This window comes from Novosphingobium sp. PhB165 (assembly GCF_004341845.1).
In the GTDB taxonomy this organism is placed as follows: Bacteria; Pseudomonadota; Alphaproteobacteria; order Sphingomonadales; family Sphingomonadaceae; genus Novosphingobium.
Genome location: NZ_SLVB01000001.1, coordinates 1,059,253 through 1,073,403 on the forward strand (window position 1 = coordinate 1,059,253; position 14,151 = coordinate 1,073,403).

17 protein-coding genes and 3 tRNA genes are annotated in these 14,151 nt (G+C 65.5%); 11 read left to right on the forward strand and 9 right to left on the reverse strand.

Annotation, left to right across the window (positions count from 1 at the left end):
* The first annotated feature begins 2 nt into the window (after positions 1–2).
* Positions 3–1,445: an efflux transporter outer membrane subunit gene (locus tag EDF56_RS05010; protein ID WP_243652391.1), complete on the forward strand. Its 1,443-nt coding sequence runs from the start codon at positions 3–5 to the stop codon at positions 1,443–1,445.
* Positions 1,446–1,457: 12 nt separating this feature from the next.
* Here the strand turns inward: EDF56_RS05010 and EDF56_RS05015 are convergent, their stop codons facing one another.
* A complete protein-coding gene (locus EDF56_RS05015; RefSeq protein ID WP_132385574.1) occupies positions 1,458–1,661 on the reverse strand; it encodes a hypothetical protein in 204 nt (67 codons plus the stop codon).
* A gap of 223 nt (positions 1,662–1,884) precedes the next feature.
* On the opposite strand from EDF56_RS05015, the gene EDF56_RS05020 reads away from it, so the two are divergent.
* The 4 genes from EDF56_RS05020 (at position 1,885) to EDF56_RS05035 (ending at position 4,491) form a co-directional block, all read left to right on the forward strand.
* Positions 1,885–2,268 (forward strand): LysR family transcriptional regulator, encoded by a 384-nt coding sequence (locus EDF56_RS05020; protein WP_132385575.1) that lies wholly within the window; start codon positions 1,885–1,887, stop codon positions 2,266–2,268.
* A gap of 79 nt (positions 2,269–2,347) precedes the next feature.
* Entirely contained in the window at positions 2,348–3,118 is a 771-nt protein-coding gene (modA, locus tag EDF56_RS05025) for a molybdate ABC transporter substrate-binding protein (RefSeq protein WP_132385576.1), read from the forward strand.
* Between the two features lie 25 nt (positions 3,119–3,143).
* Positions 3,144–3,845 (forward strand): molybdate ABC transporter permease subunit, encoded by a 702-nt coding sequence (gene modB, locus EDF56_RS05030; protein WP_132385577.1) that lies wholly within the window; start codon positions 3,144–3,146, stop codon positions 3,843–3,845.
* Complete coding sequence (locus tag EDF56_RS05035; protein ID WP_132385578.1) at positions 3,835–4,491, forward strand: ATP-binding cassette domain-containing protein; 657 nt, start codon at positions 3,835–3,837, stop codon at positions 4,489–4,491. The genes modB and EDF56_RS05035 overlap by 11 nt, the downstream gene beginning before the upstream one ends.
* 18 nt (positions 4,492–4,509) lie before the next feature.
* On the opposite strand, the gene EDF56_RS25850 is transcribed toward EDF56_RS05035, so the two are convergent.
* Positions 4,510–4,650: a hypothetical protein gene (locus EDF56_RS25850; protein WP_165912075.1), complete on the reverse strand. Its 141-nt coding sequence runs from the start codon at positions 4,648–4,650 to the stop codon at positions 4,510–4,512.
* A 179-nt stretch (positions 4,651–4,829) separates the two neighbouring features.
* On the opposite strand from EDF56_RS25850, the gene EDF56_RS05040 reads away from it, so the two are divergent.
* Together EDF56_RS05040 and EDF56_RS05045 are read left to right on the forward strand one after the other, a co-directional pair.
* Entirely contained in the window at positions 4,830–5,309 is a 480-nt protein-coding gene (locus tag EDF56_RS05040; RefSeq protein ID WP_132385579.1) for a peroxiredoxin, read from the forward strand.
* 169 nt (positions 5,310–5,478) lie between these two features.
* Complete coding sequence (locus tag EDF56_RS05045; RefSeq protein WP_132385580.1) at positions 5,479–6,159, forward strand: SDR family NAD(P)-dependent oxidoreductase; 681 nt, start codon at positions 5,479–5,481, stop codon at positions 6,157–6,159.
* A gap of 86 nt (positions 6,160–6,245) precedes the next feature.
* Here the strand turns inward: EDF56_RS05045 and EDF56_RS05050 are convergent, their stop codons facing one another.
* The 3 genes from EDF56_RS05050 to EDF56_RS05060 all read right to left on the reverse strand — a co-directional run bounded on the left by EDF56_RS05050 (position 6,246) and on the right by EDF56_RS05060 (position 9,960).
* Positions 6,246–7,742 (reverse strand): hypothetical protein, encoded by a 1,497-nt coding sequence (locus EDF56_RS05050; RefSeq protein WP_243652392.1) that lies wholly within the window; start codon positions 7,740–7,742, stop codon positions 6,246–6,248.
* Between the two features lie 77 nt (positions 7,743–7,819).
* Positions 7,820–8,431, reverse strand: a complete 612-nt coding sequence (gene folE / locus EDF56_RS05055) for a GTP cyclohydrolase I FolE (RefSeq protein WP_132385581.1) — start codon at positions 8,429–8,431, stop codon at positions 7,820–7,822.
* Positions 8,428–9,960 carry a phospholipase D-like domain-containing protein gene (locus tag EDF56_RS05060; RefSeq protein ID WP_243652393.1) on the reverse strand — a complete coding sequence of 511 codons (1,533 nt, stop codon included), beginning with the start codon at positions 9,958–9,960 and terminating at the stop codon, positions 8,428–8,430. Before EDF56_RS05060 ends, folE begins: the two co-directional genes overlap by 4 nt.
* Before the next feature lie 413 nt (positions 9,961–10,373).
* On the opposite strand from EDF56_RS05060, the gene EDF56_RS05065 reads away from it, so the two are divergent.
* Together EDF56_RS05065 and EDF56_RS05070 are read left to right on the forward strand one after the other, a co-directional pair.
* The gene (locus EDF56_RS05065) at positions 10,374–10,919 is read left to right on the forward strand and encodes a hypothetical protein (RefSeq protein WP_132385582.1); all 546 of its coding nucleotides are present in this window, start codon (positions 10,374–10,376) and stop codon (positions 10,917–10,919) included.
* Positions 10,920–11,249: 330 nt separating this feature from the next.
* Entirely contained in the window at positions 11,250–12,512 is a 1,263-nt protein-coding gene (locus EDF56_RS05070) for a chloride channel protein (RefSeq protein WP_132385807.1), read from the forward strand.
* Positions 12,513–12,613: 101 nt separating this feature from the next.
* Here the strand turns inward: EDF56_RS05070 and EDF56_RS05075 are convergent.
* The 4 genes from EDF56_RS05075 to EDF56_RS05090 all read right to left on the reverse strand — a co-directional run bounded on the left by EDF56_RS05075 (position 12,614) and on the right by EDF56_RS05090 (position 13,405).
* A tRNA-Arg gene (locus tag EDF56_RS05075) sits at positions 12,614–12,690 on the reverse strand.
* A 58-nt stretch (positions 12,691–12,748) separates the two neighbouring features.
* Positions 12,749–12,825: transfer RNA gene (locus EDF56_RS05080), tRNA-Arg, on the reverse strand.
* 57 nt (positions 12,826–12,882) lie between these two features.
* Positions 12,883–12,959: transfer RNA gene (locus tag EDF56_RS05085), tRNA-Arg, on the reverse strand.
* Between the two features lie 44 nt (positions 12,960–13,003).
* A complete protein-coding gene (locus tag EDF56_RS05090; protein WP_279389697.1) occupies positions 13,004–13,405 on the reverse strand; it encodes an NUDIX domain-containing protein in 402 nt (133 codons plus the stop codon).
* 114 nt (positions 13,406–13,519) lie between these two features.
* Between EDF56_RS05090 and EDF56_RS05095 the strand changes: the two genes are divergently transcribed.
* On the forward strand, positions 13,520–13,708 hold the full coding sequence (locus EDF56_RS05095) for a Flp family type IVb pilin (protein ID WP_132385584.1): 189 nt from the start codon (positions 13,520–13,522) through the stop codon (positions 13,706–13,708).
* Between the two features lie 127 nt (positions 13,709–13,835).
* Entirely contained in the window at positions 13,836–14,009 is a 174-nt protein-coding gene (locus tag EDF56_RS05100; RefSeq protein ID WP_132385585.1) for a Flp family type IVb pilin, read from the forward strand.
* Positions 14,010–14,151: the final 142 nt, after the last annotated feature.

Consider the following 14,151-nt stretch of genomic DNA (forward strand, 5'->3'; position numbering starts at 1 on the left):
CCTTGCGCAAGACCGCTACCCTTCTTCCGCTCCTGCTCTGCGCCGCCTGCACGACGGTAGGGCCGAACTATGCGCCACCGGCCCAGCCCTCGGCCGAAGCCGGTTATGGCGCCGCATCGCACGAACAGGCGGCGCTCGGCGATGCGGCGCAGGCCGATTGGTGGAAGGCCTTCGGCAATCCGGATCTCGACACGCTGGTGGCCCGCGCGCTGGCGGGCAACCACTCGCTCGCGGCCTCGCGCGCGACGCTGGAGAAGGCCCGCCAGCAGGTCGCCGCCGTGGCCGGACGCCAGCTGCCGCAGGTCGACGCCAATGCCCGCGCCGAATATCAGCGCGTCAACCTCGCGGCGTTCGGCCTTTCCAGCGATTCCCAGTTTGGTTCGATCCCCAATCCGAAGTTCGACCTCTATACGCTGGGCGGGGGTGTCAGCTACGATCTCGACTTGTTCGGCGGCACCCGCCGCGCACTTGAACGGGCCGGCGCTCAGGCCGAAGCCGAAACCCGCGCGACCGAAGCCGCGCATCTGATGATCGCCGCACGCGTGGTGGGTCAGGTCCTCGCCATCGCCGCGCTCAATGACCGCCTTGCCACCGAAAAGGCCCTGATTGCCGAGGATGAGCGCAACGTCTCGCTCACCCAGAAGCGCGAACATGCCGGCGAAGGCACCGGCGTCGAGGTTCTGAGCGCCCAGGGCCAACTCGCCAACGACCTTGCGGACGTGCCCTCCGTCGAGCAGCAACTGGCCGAAGGCCGGGCGATGCTGGCGGTACTGCTGGGCATCTCGCCAGCGGAACTGGGTGCAATCGGGTTCGGGCTCCAGGCCTTCACGCTGCCCGCCAGCGTACCCGTCGCCCTGCCCTCGGCGCTCGTTCATTCCCGCCCCGACATCCGCGAAGCCGAGGCGCAGCTTCATGCCGCCGTTGCAGGCGTGGGTGTCGCCACGGCCAATCTCTATCCCGACATCACGCTGGGGGTGACCTCAAGCCAGTCGACGTCCGAGCTGGACAAGATGTTCAGCAACAAGTTCAATGCCTTCGACATCTTCGCCGGGCTTTCCGCGCCGATCTTCCACGGCGGCACGCTCAAGGCCGAAAAGCGCGGGGCAGAAGCCGAAGCCCGCGCAGCTGCTGCACAGTATCAGGAGGTCGTTACCGAGGCATTCGGGCAGGTTTCCGGCCTGCTGGCGGCTCTGGGCAATGATACGCGCGAACTCGCCGCGCGCGAGACGGCGGCGCAAGTTGCCGACCATTCGCTGCGGCTATCGCGCCGGAGCTTCGAAGTCGGCAACAGCGGCGTGTTGCAAGTGCTGGATTCGGGCCGTTCCTACCAGCATGCCCAGTTGGCGCTGGTGGATACGCGCGCGCGTCAGTTCCAGAACGTCGCCCGGCTCTACGCCGCCACGGCCGGTGGCTGGGTGCCCGCGCCGCCGGTCGCCGCGCGCTGAATGCCACCCGTTTCAGGACAACAGGTAGCAGCCCAGCAAGACCCAGCAGGCAATGCACATCGCCACCGCGATAGTTAGCGAACGAACATCCCGTCCCTGGCGATTTCCGTCTCGTTCCGCACTACCCAGCGCCAATTCCGGCCCGGGAATCATCATTCCAATGGCCGAATCGAGACGGCGTTCGAAGCGGACAATCTTTTCGTCGGCAATCTTCATCCACGCATCCTCTCTCGTGCGCGGGCGCGACCGGAGGGCTTTTGCCCCCTGTTCCTTTTCCGGACCGCCCCCGCGACTCCCTTATCGCCCGACTTTTTGACGTGGCGATCCGAAGCCAATGGCCTCATCGGGGATGCTATCAGATAGATGTCTTCCTGCAACGCCTCTCCATTCCGGCACTTCCGCGTGGATTGACCGGGCCGGCAATGGCATAGGGCCCATCATGACTGGCCGTTTTCCTCAACTCTCGATCCGATCACGGCTTCTGTGCGGTGAGGAAATCGCCATGGGCCCGGGCAAGGCCGACCTGCTTGAGGCGATCCGCGCGCATGGCTCGATCTCTGCTGCGGCGCGGGCGATGGACATGAGCTATCGCCGTGCCTGGCTGCTCGTCGACGCGATGAATCGCTGCTGGGCGCAGCCGCTAGTGGCCACTTCGCCCGGCCGCGCGGGTGGCTCCGGCGCGCAGCTCACCGAGGCGGGGGAGACGATTCTGGCCCATTACCGCGCCCTGGAGCAGCGAATCGAGCAAGCCGCGGACAATCCCGACACTGCCGCGCTCGCGGCCCTGCTGCGCCCGATTCCGACCGAGCGGCAAGAGCACTGAACCGTACCTGAAGGTGCCCTAGGCAAGACCTGCGCGACCATATACAGCCGGATACAGTTGTTTCGGGAGGTATTTGAAGATGCTTAGGCTTCGCGCCCTGTTCCTGCCTGTCCTGCTCCTTCTTGCCTCGCTCTGTTCGCCTGCCATGGCCCAGTCCGACGGCCCGCTGGTGCTTGCCGCCGCGAGCCTTCAGGAAGCGATGAACGCCGCCGCCGATGGCTGGGCCGCCAAGGGCCATCCGCGCCCGAAGATTTCCTTCGCCGCATCCTCGGCGCTGGCCCGCCAGATCGAGGCCGGGGCGCCCGCCGACATCTTCGTATCCGCCGACGAGCCCTGGATGGACGAAGTTCAGGGCAAGGGCCTGATCCGTAACAAGACGCGCGTTTCGTTCCTCACCAACAGCCTCGTGCTGGTGGCACCGAAGGGCAATGCGCAGAACATCGCCATCAAGCCCGGCTTCCCGCTGGCCCGCGCGCTCGGCAACGGGCGGCTCGCGGTGGGCGATCCGGCGGCGGTTCCGGCAGGCATCTATGCCAAGCAGGCGCTGACCAATCTGGGCGTGTGGGATTCGGTAAAGGACCACCTCGCCCCGGCCGAGAACGTGCGCGCCGCGCTGGCTCTCGTCGGACGCGGCGTGGCCCCGCTCGGCATCGTCTATGCCACCGATGCCCGCGCCGAACCCGCCGTGCGCGTGGCCGGTGTGTTCCCGGCCAATTCGCACGCCCCGATCAGCTATCCGGTGGCCGTGCTGACCGCCTCGCGCCACCCGGATGCGGAAGGCTTCCGCCGCTTCCTGCTCTCGGGCGAAGGCAAGGCCCTGTTCCGCCGCTTCGGCTTCGGCACCAAGTAGCCGGCCCTAAGTACACGAGGGCCGCATGACCGCACTGACCGGCGAGGAATGGGAAGTCCTGCTGCTGTCGCTCAAGGTCAGCGGCGTCGCCATGGCCTGCGCGCTGCCGCTGGCTTTCGCGCTGGCCTGGGTGCTGGCGCGCTGGCGCTTTCCCGGGGCCATCGTGCTGGACGCGCTGGTCCATTTGCCGCTGGTGCTGCCGCCGGTGGTGACGGGCTGGCTGCTGCTGATCGCGCTTGCCCCGAACACCGCGCTCGGCCGGTTCTTCGAGAACACGTTCGGCCTTAGCTTCATGTTCCGCTGGACCGGCGCGGCGCTCGCCGCCGCGATCATGGCACTGCCGCTGATGGTGCGCGCCATGCGCCTGTCCATCGAGGCGGTGGACCGGCGCTACGAGCAGGCCGCCCGCACCCTTGGCGCAGGCCGCCTGCGAACATTCGCCACGATCACCCTGCCCCTCACCCTGCCCGGTATATTGGCGGGGCTGGTGCTCGGCTTCGCGCGATCGGTGGGCGAATTCGGCGCGACGATCACCTTTGCCTCGAACATTCCGGGCGAGACGCGCACCCTGCCGCTCGCCATCTACAGCGCCTTGCAGGTTCCCGGAGCGGAATGGCAGGTGGCGCGCCTTGCCGGCCTGTCGATCCTGCTGTCGCTGGCCGCATTGGTCATTTCGGAATGGCTGGCCCGCCGCCACCGGGCGGGAGCGATGCGCTATGTCATTTGATGTCTCGATCAGCCTCAAGCGCAGCGGCCGCATGTTCGACTATACCTTCAAGGCCGAACAAGGCGGGCTGACCGCGCTGTTCGGCCCGTCCGGCGCGGGCAAGACCACCCTGCTCGACATGATTGCCGGGCTCGTACGCCCGAGCAGCGGCCATATCGTGATTTCCGACGACGTGGTGTTCGACCGCGAACGCCGCATAGACCTGCCGCCGGAACGCCGCCGCTGCGGCTACGTGTTTCAGGACCTGCGCCTCTTCCCCCACCGCAACGTGCGCGAAAACCTGCTCTATGGCTGGCGGCTCGCCGTGCCGGAGCACCGCTGGCTCGATCTCGACACCGCGCTGGACGTGCTCGGGATCGGCCATCTGCTCGGCCGGAGGCCCGCCACACTCTCCGGCGGCGAGGCCCAGCGCGTGGCCATCGGACGGGCCCTGCTCTCGGGTCCGCGCGTGCTGCTGATGGACGAACCGCTCGCCTCGGTCGATGCCGAGCGGCGCGACGAAATCCTGCGCGTGATCGAACGCGTGCGCGACGAACTGCGGCTGCCGATCCTCTACGTCAGCCACGACCGCGCCGAAGTAGACAGGCTGGCCGACCGCGTCATAGCGATCGGAGCCCACCCCGCTACCTTGCCGCCAGCGCCGTAGGCCTGGGGCCAATTAGCCTCAGCCCGTGAGCCCAATCGCCAGTGCGGCTGCAAGGCCGATCAACGACGCGATCAGCAATCTGTCTTCGGATTTCAAAAATCGTGCGCGCTTTTCGCGGCGTCCGGGGTGCCGACCGGAATAAAGGCGGGCGTGCTTCATGCTCATCCTCCTCCGCAAGCCAGATATCTCCCGGCCGCGCCGAAGAATGGCATGGCGATGGTTTCGGTGGATTTGATCTTCACGGTGAAGAGGTCTTAACCCGCGCGGCATTGCCCCTCCGCGCGGCGGCCCTATATCTGCCGGCGTTGCGATTCACTTGCAGACAAAGGATAAACTCCATGACCATCGCCGTTGGTGACAAGCTGCCCGACGTGAAGCTGACCAAGGCCGGCGAAAGCGGCCCCGAACCGGTACAGAGCGCCGACTTCTTTGCCGGCAAAAAGGTCGCCCTGTTCTCGGTTCCCGGCGCTTTCACGCCGACCTGCTCGGCCAAGCACCTGCCGGGCTTCGTGGACAAGGCCGCCGAACTCAAGGCCAAGGGCATCGACGAGATCGTCTGCACCGCCGTCAACGATGCCTTCGTGATGGGCGCGTGGAACAAGGCCTCGGGCTCGGCCGACGTGACCATGCTGGCGGACGGCAATGGCGATTTCGTCAAGGCCATCGACCTCGTGATGGACGGCAGCGGTTTCGGCATGGGCGAGCGCGGCAAGCGCTTCTCGATGGTCGTCAATGACGGCGTTGTCGAACAGCTCAACATCGAAGCGCCGGGTGCTTTCGAGGTCAGCTCGGCCGACCACATGCTCGGCCAGCTCTGATCCCGGACTGACCATGCGAAAGGCGGCTCTTCCTCGGAAGTGCCGCCTTTTTCGTGCCTGAACTGTCGGTATTTCGCATCGGCGGGGCGTTGGCTTGAGGACGGCTGCCCTCCCCGGCTTGTCGCCCCCCGGCCCGCGCGATAGCCTCGCCGCAAATAGAGGAGTTTCCATGGCCCGTTCGGTTATCGTCACCGGTGGATTCGGTGTTCTCGGCAATGCCGTCGCCGCCGCCTTCGCCGCCCGGGGCGACAAGGTCGCCCGCATCGACTTCGCGCCCTCGGCCAAGGAGCCGCTGGCGGGGGCGCTAGATATCGGCAGCGTCGATCTCACCGATGGACAGGCGACCGGCGCGGCGCTCGACGAAGTGGTGAGCGCGCATGGCGGGATCGACATTCTGGTCAACATCGCGGGCGGCTTCGTCTGGGAAACGCTGGAAGGCGGATCGCTCGCCTCGTGGGCGAAGATGCAGGCGATGAACCTGACCACTGCGGCCACCATCACCCAGCTTGCCCTGCCCGGGCTCAAGGCTTCTGCCGCCGGGCGCGTGATCAATATCGGCGCGGGCGCGGCGATCAAGGCGGGCATGGGCATGGGCGCCTATGCGGCTTCAAAGTCCGGCGTTCACCGCCTGACCGAGGCATTGGCCGAGGAACTGGCAGGAACGAGCGTCACGGTGAACGCAATCCTGCCCAGCATCATCGACACCCCCACCAACCGCGCTGACATGCCCGACGCCGATTTCTCGACCTGGGTCCGGCCCGAGGCGATTGCCGATGTGATCCTGTACCTCGCCTCCGACGCCGCGCGTGCGGTTACGGGCGCGCTGGTGCCGGTGACACGCGGCGGCTGAATATCGTCCAATCCCGTCGTCCCCGCGCAGGCGGGGGCGACGAGAGTATGATTTAAAGTTCCGCGCCCCGTGGACGGATCGAACTGTCAGTGCTTGCGCCTGACATAGACCACCACCCCGTCCACACCCCGGAAAATCCGCGTCCAGTGCGGCGAACGAGCCAGTTCACCCGCGAGCGGGGCATTGTGATCTTCCTGAATGAGAAACGCGACCGGGTGCCACTTGGCGATCACGTCGACCAGCGGAACGTACCCGTTCTCGATCCCGCCGTTGTACTGCCACTCGTCATGGCCATAGCGGTAATAGCGCCCGTCATAGGCCACGCGCCAGTCGGGCCATCCGGCATCGATGATCGGGCCGCCATAGGGAAAATCGGCATAGACGGTGCCGCGCAGATGCTCCTGCCGCAGCCGGGCGATGCTCTCCAACGGCAAAGTCGCGGCGAAGCGCGTGGGCGCGAGCAAGGGCGTCACCACCGCGACCAGCGCCAAGGCAACGACCGGAAGCCAGCGCGGGATAGTCGCCTCGTCCCGTTCCTCCGAACTCGCCCCGCGCGCGATCACCGGCACCATCGACAGTGCCCAGAACAGCGCGAAGCGATAGGCCAGCGCAGTCATCGCCAGCAAGGCCAGCGCCACCAGCACTTCCGCCGCGCCATAACGGCGCGTGCGCAGCACGATGCGCAGCGTCAGCAGCACGACTGCCAGCACCGGCACGGCATTGCTCCAGTTGGCCGGGATCCACAGCGGCCGCCATTCGCTGGCGCCGATAGCCAGGCTCATCTCGGCATTGGTGGCCGAGATCGCGAGGATCGAGAAACCGTCCGGCGTTGCGAAGATCGCGGCTATTGCGATCACCGTCAGCGCGGCGGCAGCAATCGGCAAGGGCCCGGTACGATCGCGCAGCCAGTCCAGCAGGCCAACGGCAGCGTAGATCCCCAGCGCCAGCGCACCGATGCTCACCGAAGGATGGAAATTCTGCCACAGCACCAATAGCGGCGCGCCGAGCGCGATCGTCACCAGCGGGCGCAGGCGCAATTGCAGGAGCGCCAGCAGCAGGCCGAAGCACAGCGCGGCGAAACTCTGCGGACGGATGCTCGCGGTCGGCAAGGCGGCAAAGAATGCGAGAGTCAGCGCGAGCGCTACGGCCTGACGGCCCGCTCCGCGATGGCGGCAGGCCGCCGCCACGGCCCAGAATCCGCCAAGCCAGCACAGCGCGTCAAACACCCGCAGCGCGCCCCAGCCCCCGGCCATGCGCACCGCTGCCATGCTCGCCTGCGCCAGCCAGCCAACGGCGGGCAACGGTTCTCCAAGGTGAAGCGCGGCGAAAGGCTCACGCGCAATCGGGCCGCCGTGGGCAAGGATGATCTCGCCCAGCTTGAGCTGCCAGAAGATATCGACGTCCCAGACGCGGCGCAGCAGCAGCACCAGCAACATGCCCGCCGGAACCAGCACGGCCGCACGGTCCAGCCACAGGCGTACAGCGCTTGTGCCCCCACCCGAGCACCGCCCCTCGCCCGGCGCTTTGACAGTTTCGATCCGGCCGCTCAAACCCACCCCCGCGCGGCACCGTGAATGGGCCACCCGGCATCCATCACCGCATGCCGGGGCGCTGTTCAAGCCCCCCGTATGCTAAAACCGCGCGGAAACGGGGATAAGCGTCAGTAGCCCATCAGGCTTAGCACTTCCTTGCGGCTGCGCTCGTCCTCAAGGAACGTGCCCATCATGCGGCTGGTGATCATGCTGACGCCCGGCGTGCGCACGCCGCGCGCGGACATGCAGGCGTGGCTGGCCTCGATCACCACGGCGACACCGTGCGGCTTCAGGTGGGTCCAGATGCATTCGGCCACTTCGGCGGTCAGGCGTTCCTGGATCTGCAGGCGCTGCGCATAGCCCTGCAGCACGCGGGCGAGCTTGGAGATGCCCACCACGTGGTTGCGCGGCAGATAGGCAATCGCCGCCTTGCCGATGATCGGCGCCATGTGATGTTCGCAGTGCGACTGGAACGGAATGTCCTTGAGCAGCACGACCTCGTCATAGCCGCCCACTTCCTCGAACACGCGCTTGAGGTGGATGGCCGGATCCTCGCCATAACCCTGGCAATATTCCTTCCACGCCCGCGCCACGCGCTTGGGCGTGTCGATCAGGCCCTCGCGCTCCGGATCGTCGCCGGACCAGCGGATCAAGGTGCGGATCGCGTCCTGCACTTCTTCCGGCACCGGGGGCTTCTTTTCGAAAGGGCTGTCCTCGTCGGGACCGACCAGGCTGCTCATCCCTTGATACTCCTTCGCAATCTTTCCTGTAGGTGCAGCCGCATGAGCTGCCCCTTGCGGCGAAACAGACCGCGCCGCTCGATCGGCTCGAACATCTCCCCGGGTCGTTCCGGATCGAGCAGAGCGCTTTCCCCCAGCGCTCTTTCAGCATCGGAGAGATGTTTCAAGGGCAAGCGTTCGAGATGTTTGCCCACCGGCACAAGGCTTTCGATCATCGCGGCCATCGAATCGTGGCGATCCAGCGCCTCCACGATCACGTCCTCCCGCTTCCCGCAGTGTTCGGCAAGCAATCGAATGCGCAAGGCGCGGATCGCGGGCACGACATGGGCATTGGCCGGCCGCGCCGCGTCGATGAACACGTCGCACTCCGAATCGAGCCCCATCGAACGGTTGTTCATGTTGGCCGAACCCACGCGCAGGATCTCGTCATCGACGATCAGCAGCTTGGCATGGACATAGATCGGCGTGCCGTCGGACGCGCGCGGGTGGAAGACGTGGAAGCGCCCCGCATGATCGGCATTGCGCAGCGTCTTGATCAGTTCGACGCGCGCGGTGTCCATCGCCACCTGTTCGAGCCAGCCGCTGGCACTGAGCGGGTTGATGATGACGAATTCGGGCGGGTCAGGCTCGATCAGGCGTTCGGCGATGGCCTCGGCCACCGCGCGCGAGGCGAAATACTGCGTCTCGGCATAGACGAAACGGCGCGCGCGGCGGATCTGCTCGACGAACAGCTCCTCGATCTCGGCCACTTGCGTACAGCCTTCGTACTCGGCGCGGGTACGAGCGATACCGATCTCGACATTCTCGAACTCGGCCACGAGATCGGAGGGCCAGGGGCTGAACTCCTGCGGTGCGCACGGCGCCAATTCGGCGCCCCCTGCAACCTGCCAGCGATCGCGCCCGAGATCGCCCAGCGTGGCCGCCACCTCCCCTTCCATCACCATGGTGACGTCGTGCCAGGGTCCATAGAGCCGCCCGCTCGGCTTGCGGCGGCGCGGGTCATGCGGGCGGTGTTCCGGCGTGTCCCAGCGGTCGGAGGTCATGTCGATCCCCCCGCAGGCCGCGAAGACATCGTCGATCACCACGATCTTCTGGTGATGGCTGCATCCGATGGGATGCGCACCGTCGAAGCGGAAGTGAATGCGTTTGCGCAGCGCCCAGCGCACCAGATCGATGACCATGGTGCCGCGAAACAGCGACTTCACCAGCGAGACGTTCCACTTGAGCAGCAGGATTTCCAGCTTCGGCTTGGTGTGGACCAGCCAGACGATGAATGATCCCAATCGCGCCGGGAAATGCTCCCCCCGCCCGCCTTGCCACCAGCGCCGGCCGGCAGGGAGCAAGATGCGCGAATCAAAGTCCCAGCCGATCATGAAGATCCGCTGGCGGGCATCGTCCATCGCTTCCCGGATGACCCCAAAATAGGCGGCGGCATCGATCACGACATGCGCGCGCCGGGCCTTGGCATAGCGCCAGACCGACGGGGAGACCGCCCCATCGTCGATCCCGCTCGAATTCTCGGTATTCACGCGTCCACCCGTCCGATCCGGTAACCACCACCAGGGGCCCCAGCGAACCAGAGCGCAACAAGTTCCCGAGAGCAAGCGGAAGGCTTCGATCACATGACGGTGGGATGACCGCACAGTTCATCGCATGTAGCCACCGAGGCGCCGGATTTACGCCGATTCGCCGCAAATCGCGGTCGGTCCGACGGTTGATCCGGCACCGTTCACCCGCCATTCCGTTACAAACATGCACATCGCATGTCTTTCATCCCCGCTCCTTCCCACGCGCAAAAGCGCGCGGAGCGGGTTCCGGCAAGAGCCGGGCAGAGCCGTCCGGGTCGTCTTTTTCCGGACCAGTTTTTTGAGGCCCTCTCGCGTTGGAGGGTTGCGTGTCGGTCGCCGCCGGGTCGGTGCCCGCATGGAGAAGGAGTTACGCCATGAAGAAATCGCTCATCGCTGCCGCGCTGGCTGCCGCAACGCTCGTTCCCGCCGCTGCCATGGCACAGGCCGCACCGGCCGCTGCCACCCCCACGGCAGGCGCCAAGGTCTACGACCCCGAAGGCAATGAAGTGGGTTCGGTCGAAGCGGTTCAGGGCGACGTCGTGACGCTCAACACCGGCACCGCGCGCGCCGGACTGCCCAAATCGGCCTTCGCCACGCGCGACAAGGGCCTGACCATCGGCATGACCAAGGCCCAGCTCGAAGCCGCCGTTCAGGGCGCGCAGGCGAAGTCGGCCGAGACGCTGTCTTCCGCGCTCGTCGTCGATGCCCCGGTCAAGAGCGCAGACGGCGTCGTGCTCGGCACCGTCAGCAAGGTTGACGGCGACAACGTGACCGTGGCGCTGAAGACCGGCTCTGCCGTCGCTCTCCAGAAGAGCGCCATCGGCGTCGGCACTGATGGTACCCTCGCGCTTGGCGTGACGGCGGCCCAGTTCAACTCGCAGGTTCAGGCCGGTGCTGCCGCTTCGGGCGCCGGCAAGTAAACGCCAGGCGCGAATCGGGCTGCGGCGCAAACCGCTCCGAATCGACAAATCCGGAAGGGTCGGGATCGCCATGTGCGCTCCCGACCCTTTTGCGTATTTTCGGGGAAAGTCCTTGCGATGCGCGGCCGCACGGGGGCATTGGAGCATTTCCGGATCGGGTGAAATCCTGTCGACTCGGAAAGTGCGGCTACCAAGGGGGTGCCGCAAGCCCGCCGCACGGTTCCGGTGCGGCGATCCCTTGCCTCCTTTGCGAACGGAACTCCATTGCCTCTCGCGGATCACCTCCGGACCTTCCAGAAGTCCGTACCCGGTATCGACCAATCGCTGGACATGGCCCGCCGCCGCGCCGCCACCGTGATCGGCGCCATCCTGCTTGGCCTCGTTGCGATCCTGTTCGCGTGGATGGGCGACCTTGCCCAGAAGATCTTCAGCCAGTTCCAGGCCGAGCACCGGTTCGCACCGCTGGTACTCACGCCGCTGGTCTTCGCCGCCACGGTGGCGATCGCCCATCGCTGGGCTCCGGGAGCGCGAGGCTCCGGCATTCCGCAAGTCATGGCGGCCGGGCAGGATCTTGAACTTACCCGTTCGCGGTTGCTTGCCCTGCCCACCGCCGTCACCAAGCTGCTGCTGACAACGGTGATGCTGCTGGCCGGCGCCTCGGTGGGACGCGAGGGGCCCACGGTGCAAGTGGCCGCCTCGATCATGGTGACCTGCCATCGCATCCTGCGCGTGCCGATCTCGGCCGGCGTGCTCATCGCCGGGGGCGCGGCAGGTGTTGCCGCCGCTTTCAATACGCCGCTGGCCGGTGTCGTCTTCGCCATCGAGGAACTGGCGGCCGCTTTCGAGCAGAAAGTCGCCGTACTGGTCATGGGCGCCGTCGTCATTTCGGGCCTCGTCAGCCTCGCGGTGGCGGGCGACTATGTCTATTTCGGCACGATGCGCGAGACGCTGGGCGTGGTCCCGGTGCTGCTGGTGACGCCGGTTGCGGGAATCGCAGGCGGCGTGCTGGGCGGGCTGTTCTCGCGCACATTGCTGGCTTTCGCGCGTAGCGCCCATCCCACATTCCTGGCCGTGCGGCGACGCCCGGTGTTGCTCGCCCTCGCCTGCGGGTTCGTGGTCTCGGTGGTGGGCGTGGTGAGCGGCGGATCGACCTGGGGCACCGGCTACGAAACCACCCGCCACATGATCGAAGGGCACGGCACCGCCTCTCCCTGGTTCGGCCCCGCCAAGTTCCTGGCGACCGCCGCCACGGCGGTCTCAGGTGCGCCGGGGGGCATTTTTGCGCCCTCACTCTCGGTCGGCGCCGGGCTCGGGCAATTGCTCGCCTACGGCTTCCCCGACTATCCGATGCCGGCCATCGTGCTGCTGGGCATGGTCGGCTATTTCGTCGGCGTGGTGCGCGCGCCGCTGACCGCCGTCATCATCCTGATGGAGACGACGGCCAGCCGGGGGATGATCGTGCCATTGTTTCTGACCGCGATCATCGCGGATGGTGCAAGCACGCTGGTCTGCAAGGAAAAACTCTACCACGGCCTCTCGAAGGGCTTCGCGCGGCCGAAGCATCCGGACGACGCCGAGCCGGTGCATAGCTGATTCGCACGCCGGCACCGACTGTCCGGCCCGCGTGAGACCAAAACACGAAAAACCCCGCTAAGGTCAAAGCCTTGCGGGGTTTTTCGTATGTCGCTGGCAATTGGTGCGCCCGGAACGATTCGAACGTCCGACCCTCAGATTCGTAGTCTGATGCTCTATCCAGCTGAGCTACGGGCGCACAGATTGCCTATGTATCCAACCATCAACACAAAGCCGCGAAAACTCCCGAAGGAGAATGGTGCGCCCGGAACGATTCGAACGTCCGACCCTCAGATTCGTAGTCTGATGCTCTATCCAGCTGAGCTACGGGCGCAAAGTGCTTTATGTATCCATCCACCAACACGAAGCCACAAAGACCCCAGAAGGAGAATGGTGCGCCCGGAACGATTCGAACGTCCGACCCTCAGATTCGTAGTCTGATGCTCTATCCAGCTGAGCTACGGGCGCGTTGGAGAGGCGCCAATAGGAGGGGATTCTCACCTCGTCAACGCCTATATCGCACTCAGGTGAAGGAATTTGCACAGCGCCGCCGCCAGCGGATAATCGAGCGGCGGCATTGTCAGGCCCGGAACCGCATCCGGGGCATACCAGTCCAGCATTTCCGCCTCATGCGCATGCGGCTCCCCCTGCCATTCCCGGCAAACGTAAAGAAGTATGACAAGCGAACGCGCGCCTGCATGCGCGCCCGCGTGCCCGCTCGCGAAGGCTACCGGCACCAGGGATTCAGCGTGGAGCGCCAGCCCCAACTCCTCCTCCAGCTCGCGAACGGCGGCTTGCTCGGGCGTTTCACCGGGCTCCACCTTCCCGCCCGGAAATTCCCAGAGTCCGCCATGCGCGCTCTTCAAAGGTCTCTGCTGCATCAGCACGCGCCCGTCCGCGCGTATCAGCGCCACGGCGACAACCAGCAGCGGTGTAAAAGAATTTTCCAGCTTCGATATCCTTCTTAGGAACTCATTAACGCCAAGATGGCATTTCCTCGATTGATCTGGCGAACTGTAGGGTTGCTCATGACTATCCGATCGATCGGCATCCGTATTCTCAAGGACAATACAGCCGCGACCGCCGTAGAATATGGCCTCATCTTGGCCCTCATCGTAATTGCGATGATCGTTGCCTTAAACGGCGTCGCCAATGAGACCGTCGGCATGTGGAATACCATTTCTTCGAAGTCAGCTACTGCAATTGAAGCCAGCTAAGAACAACGCGAACTTAAGCATTTTTCAACACTTCATCTCTAAAAACGAAATTGTCCGAAGCGCTGAAGCAAGACGCCAGGCGGGAAGGACCGGGTACATGAAGACTGCTTACATCAGGAGACATACCATGAAGTTTCTCGCCAAGCTGCGTCGCAATGAAGAAGGCGCCACCGCTATCGAATACGGCCTGATTGCCGCTCTGATCGCCGTTGCCGCGATCGCCGCTCTCCAGGGCATGGGCTCGCAGCTCACCTCGACCTTCAACAAGACCTCGTCGGCCATGGGCACGACGACCTCGTAAGAAGCTTTCGAGCTAAACGGTTCGGGGCGGCAGGCACAACCTGCCGCCCCTTTCCGTTTGTGGCCCACGCAGAGGCCCTGACAAGACCCGTGGGACACCCGCGGGTCTTGTATTATGCAGCGAGTTTGGCCTTCTATCCGGG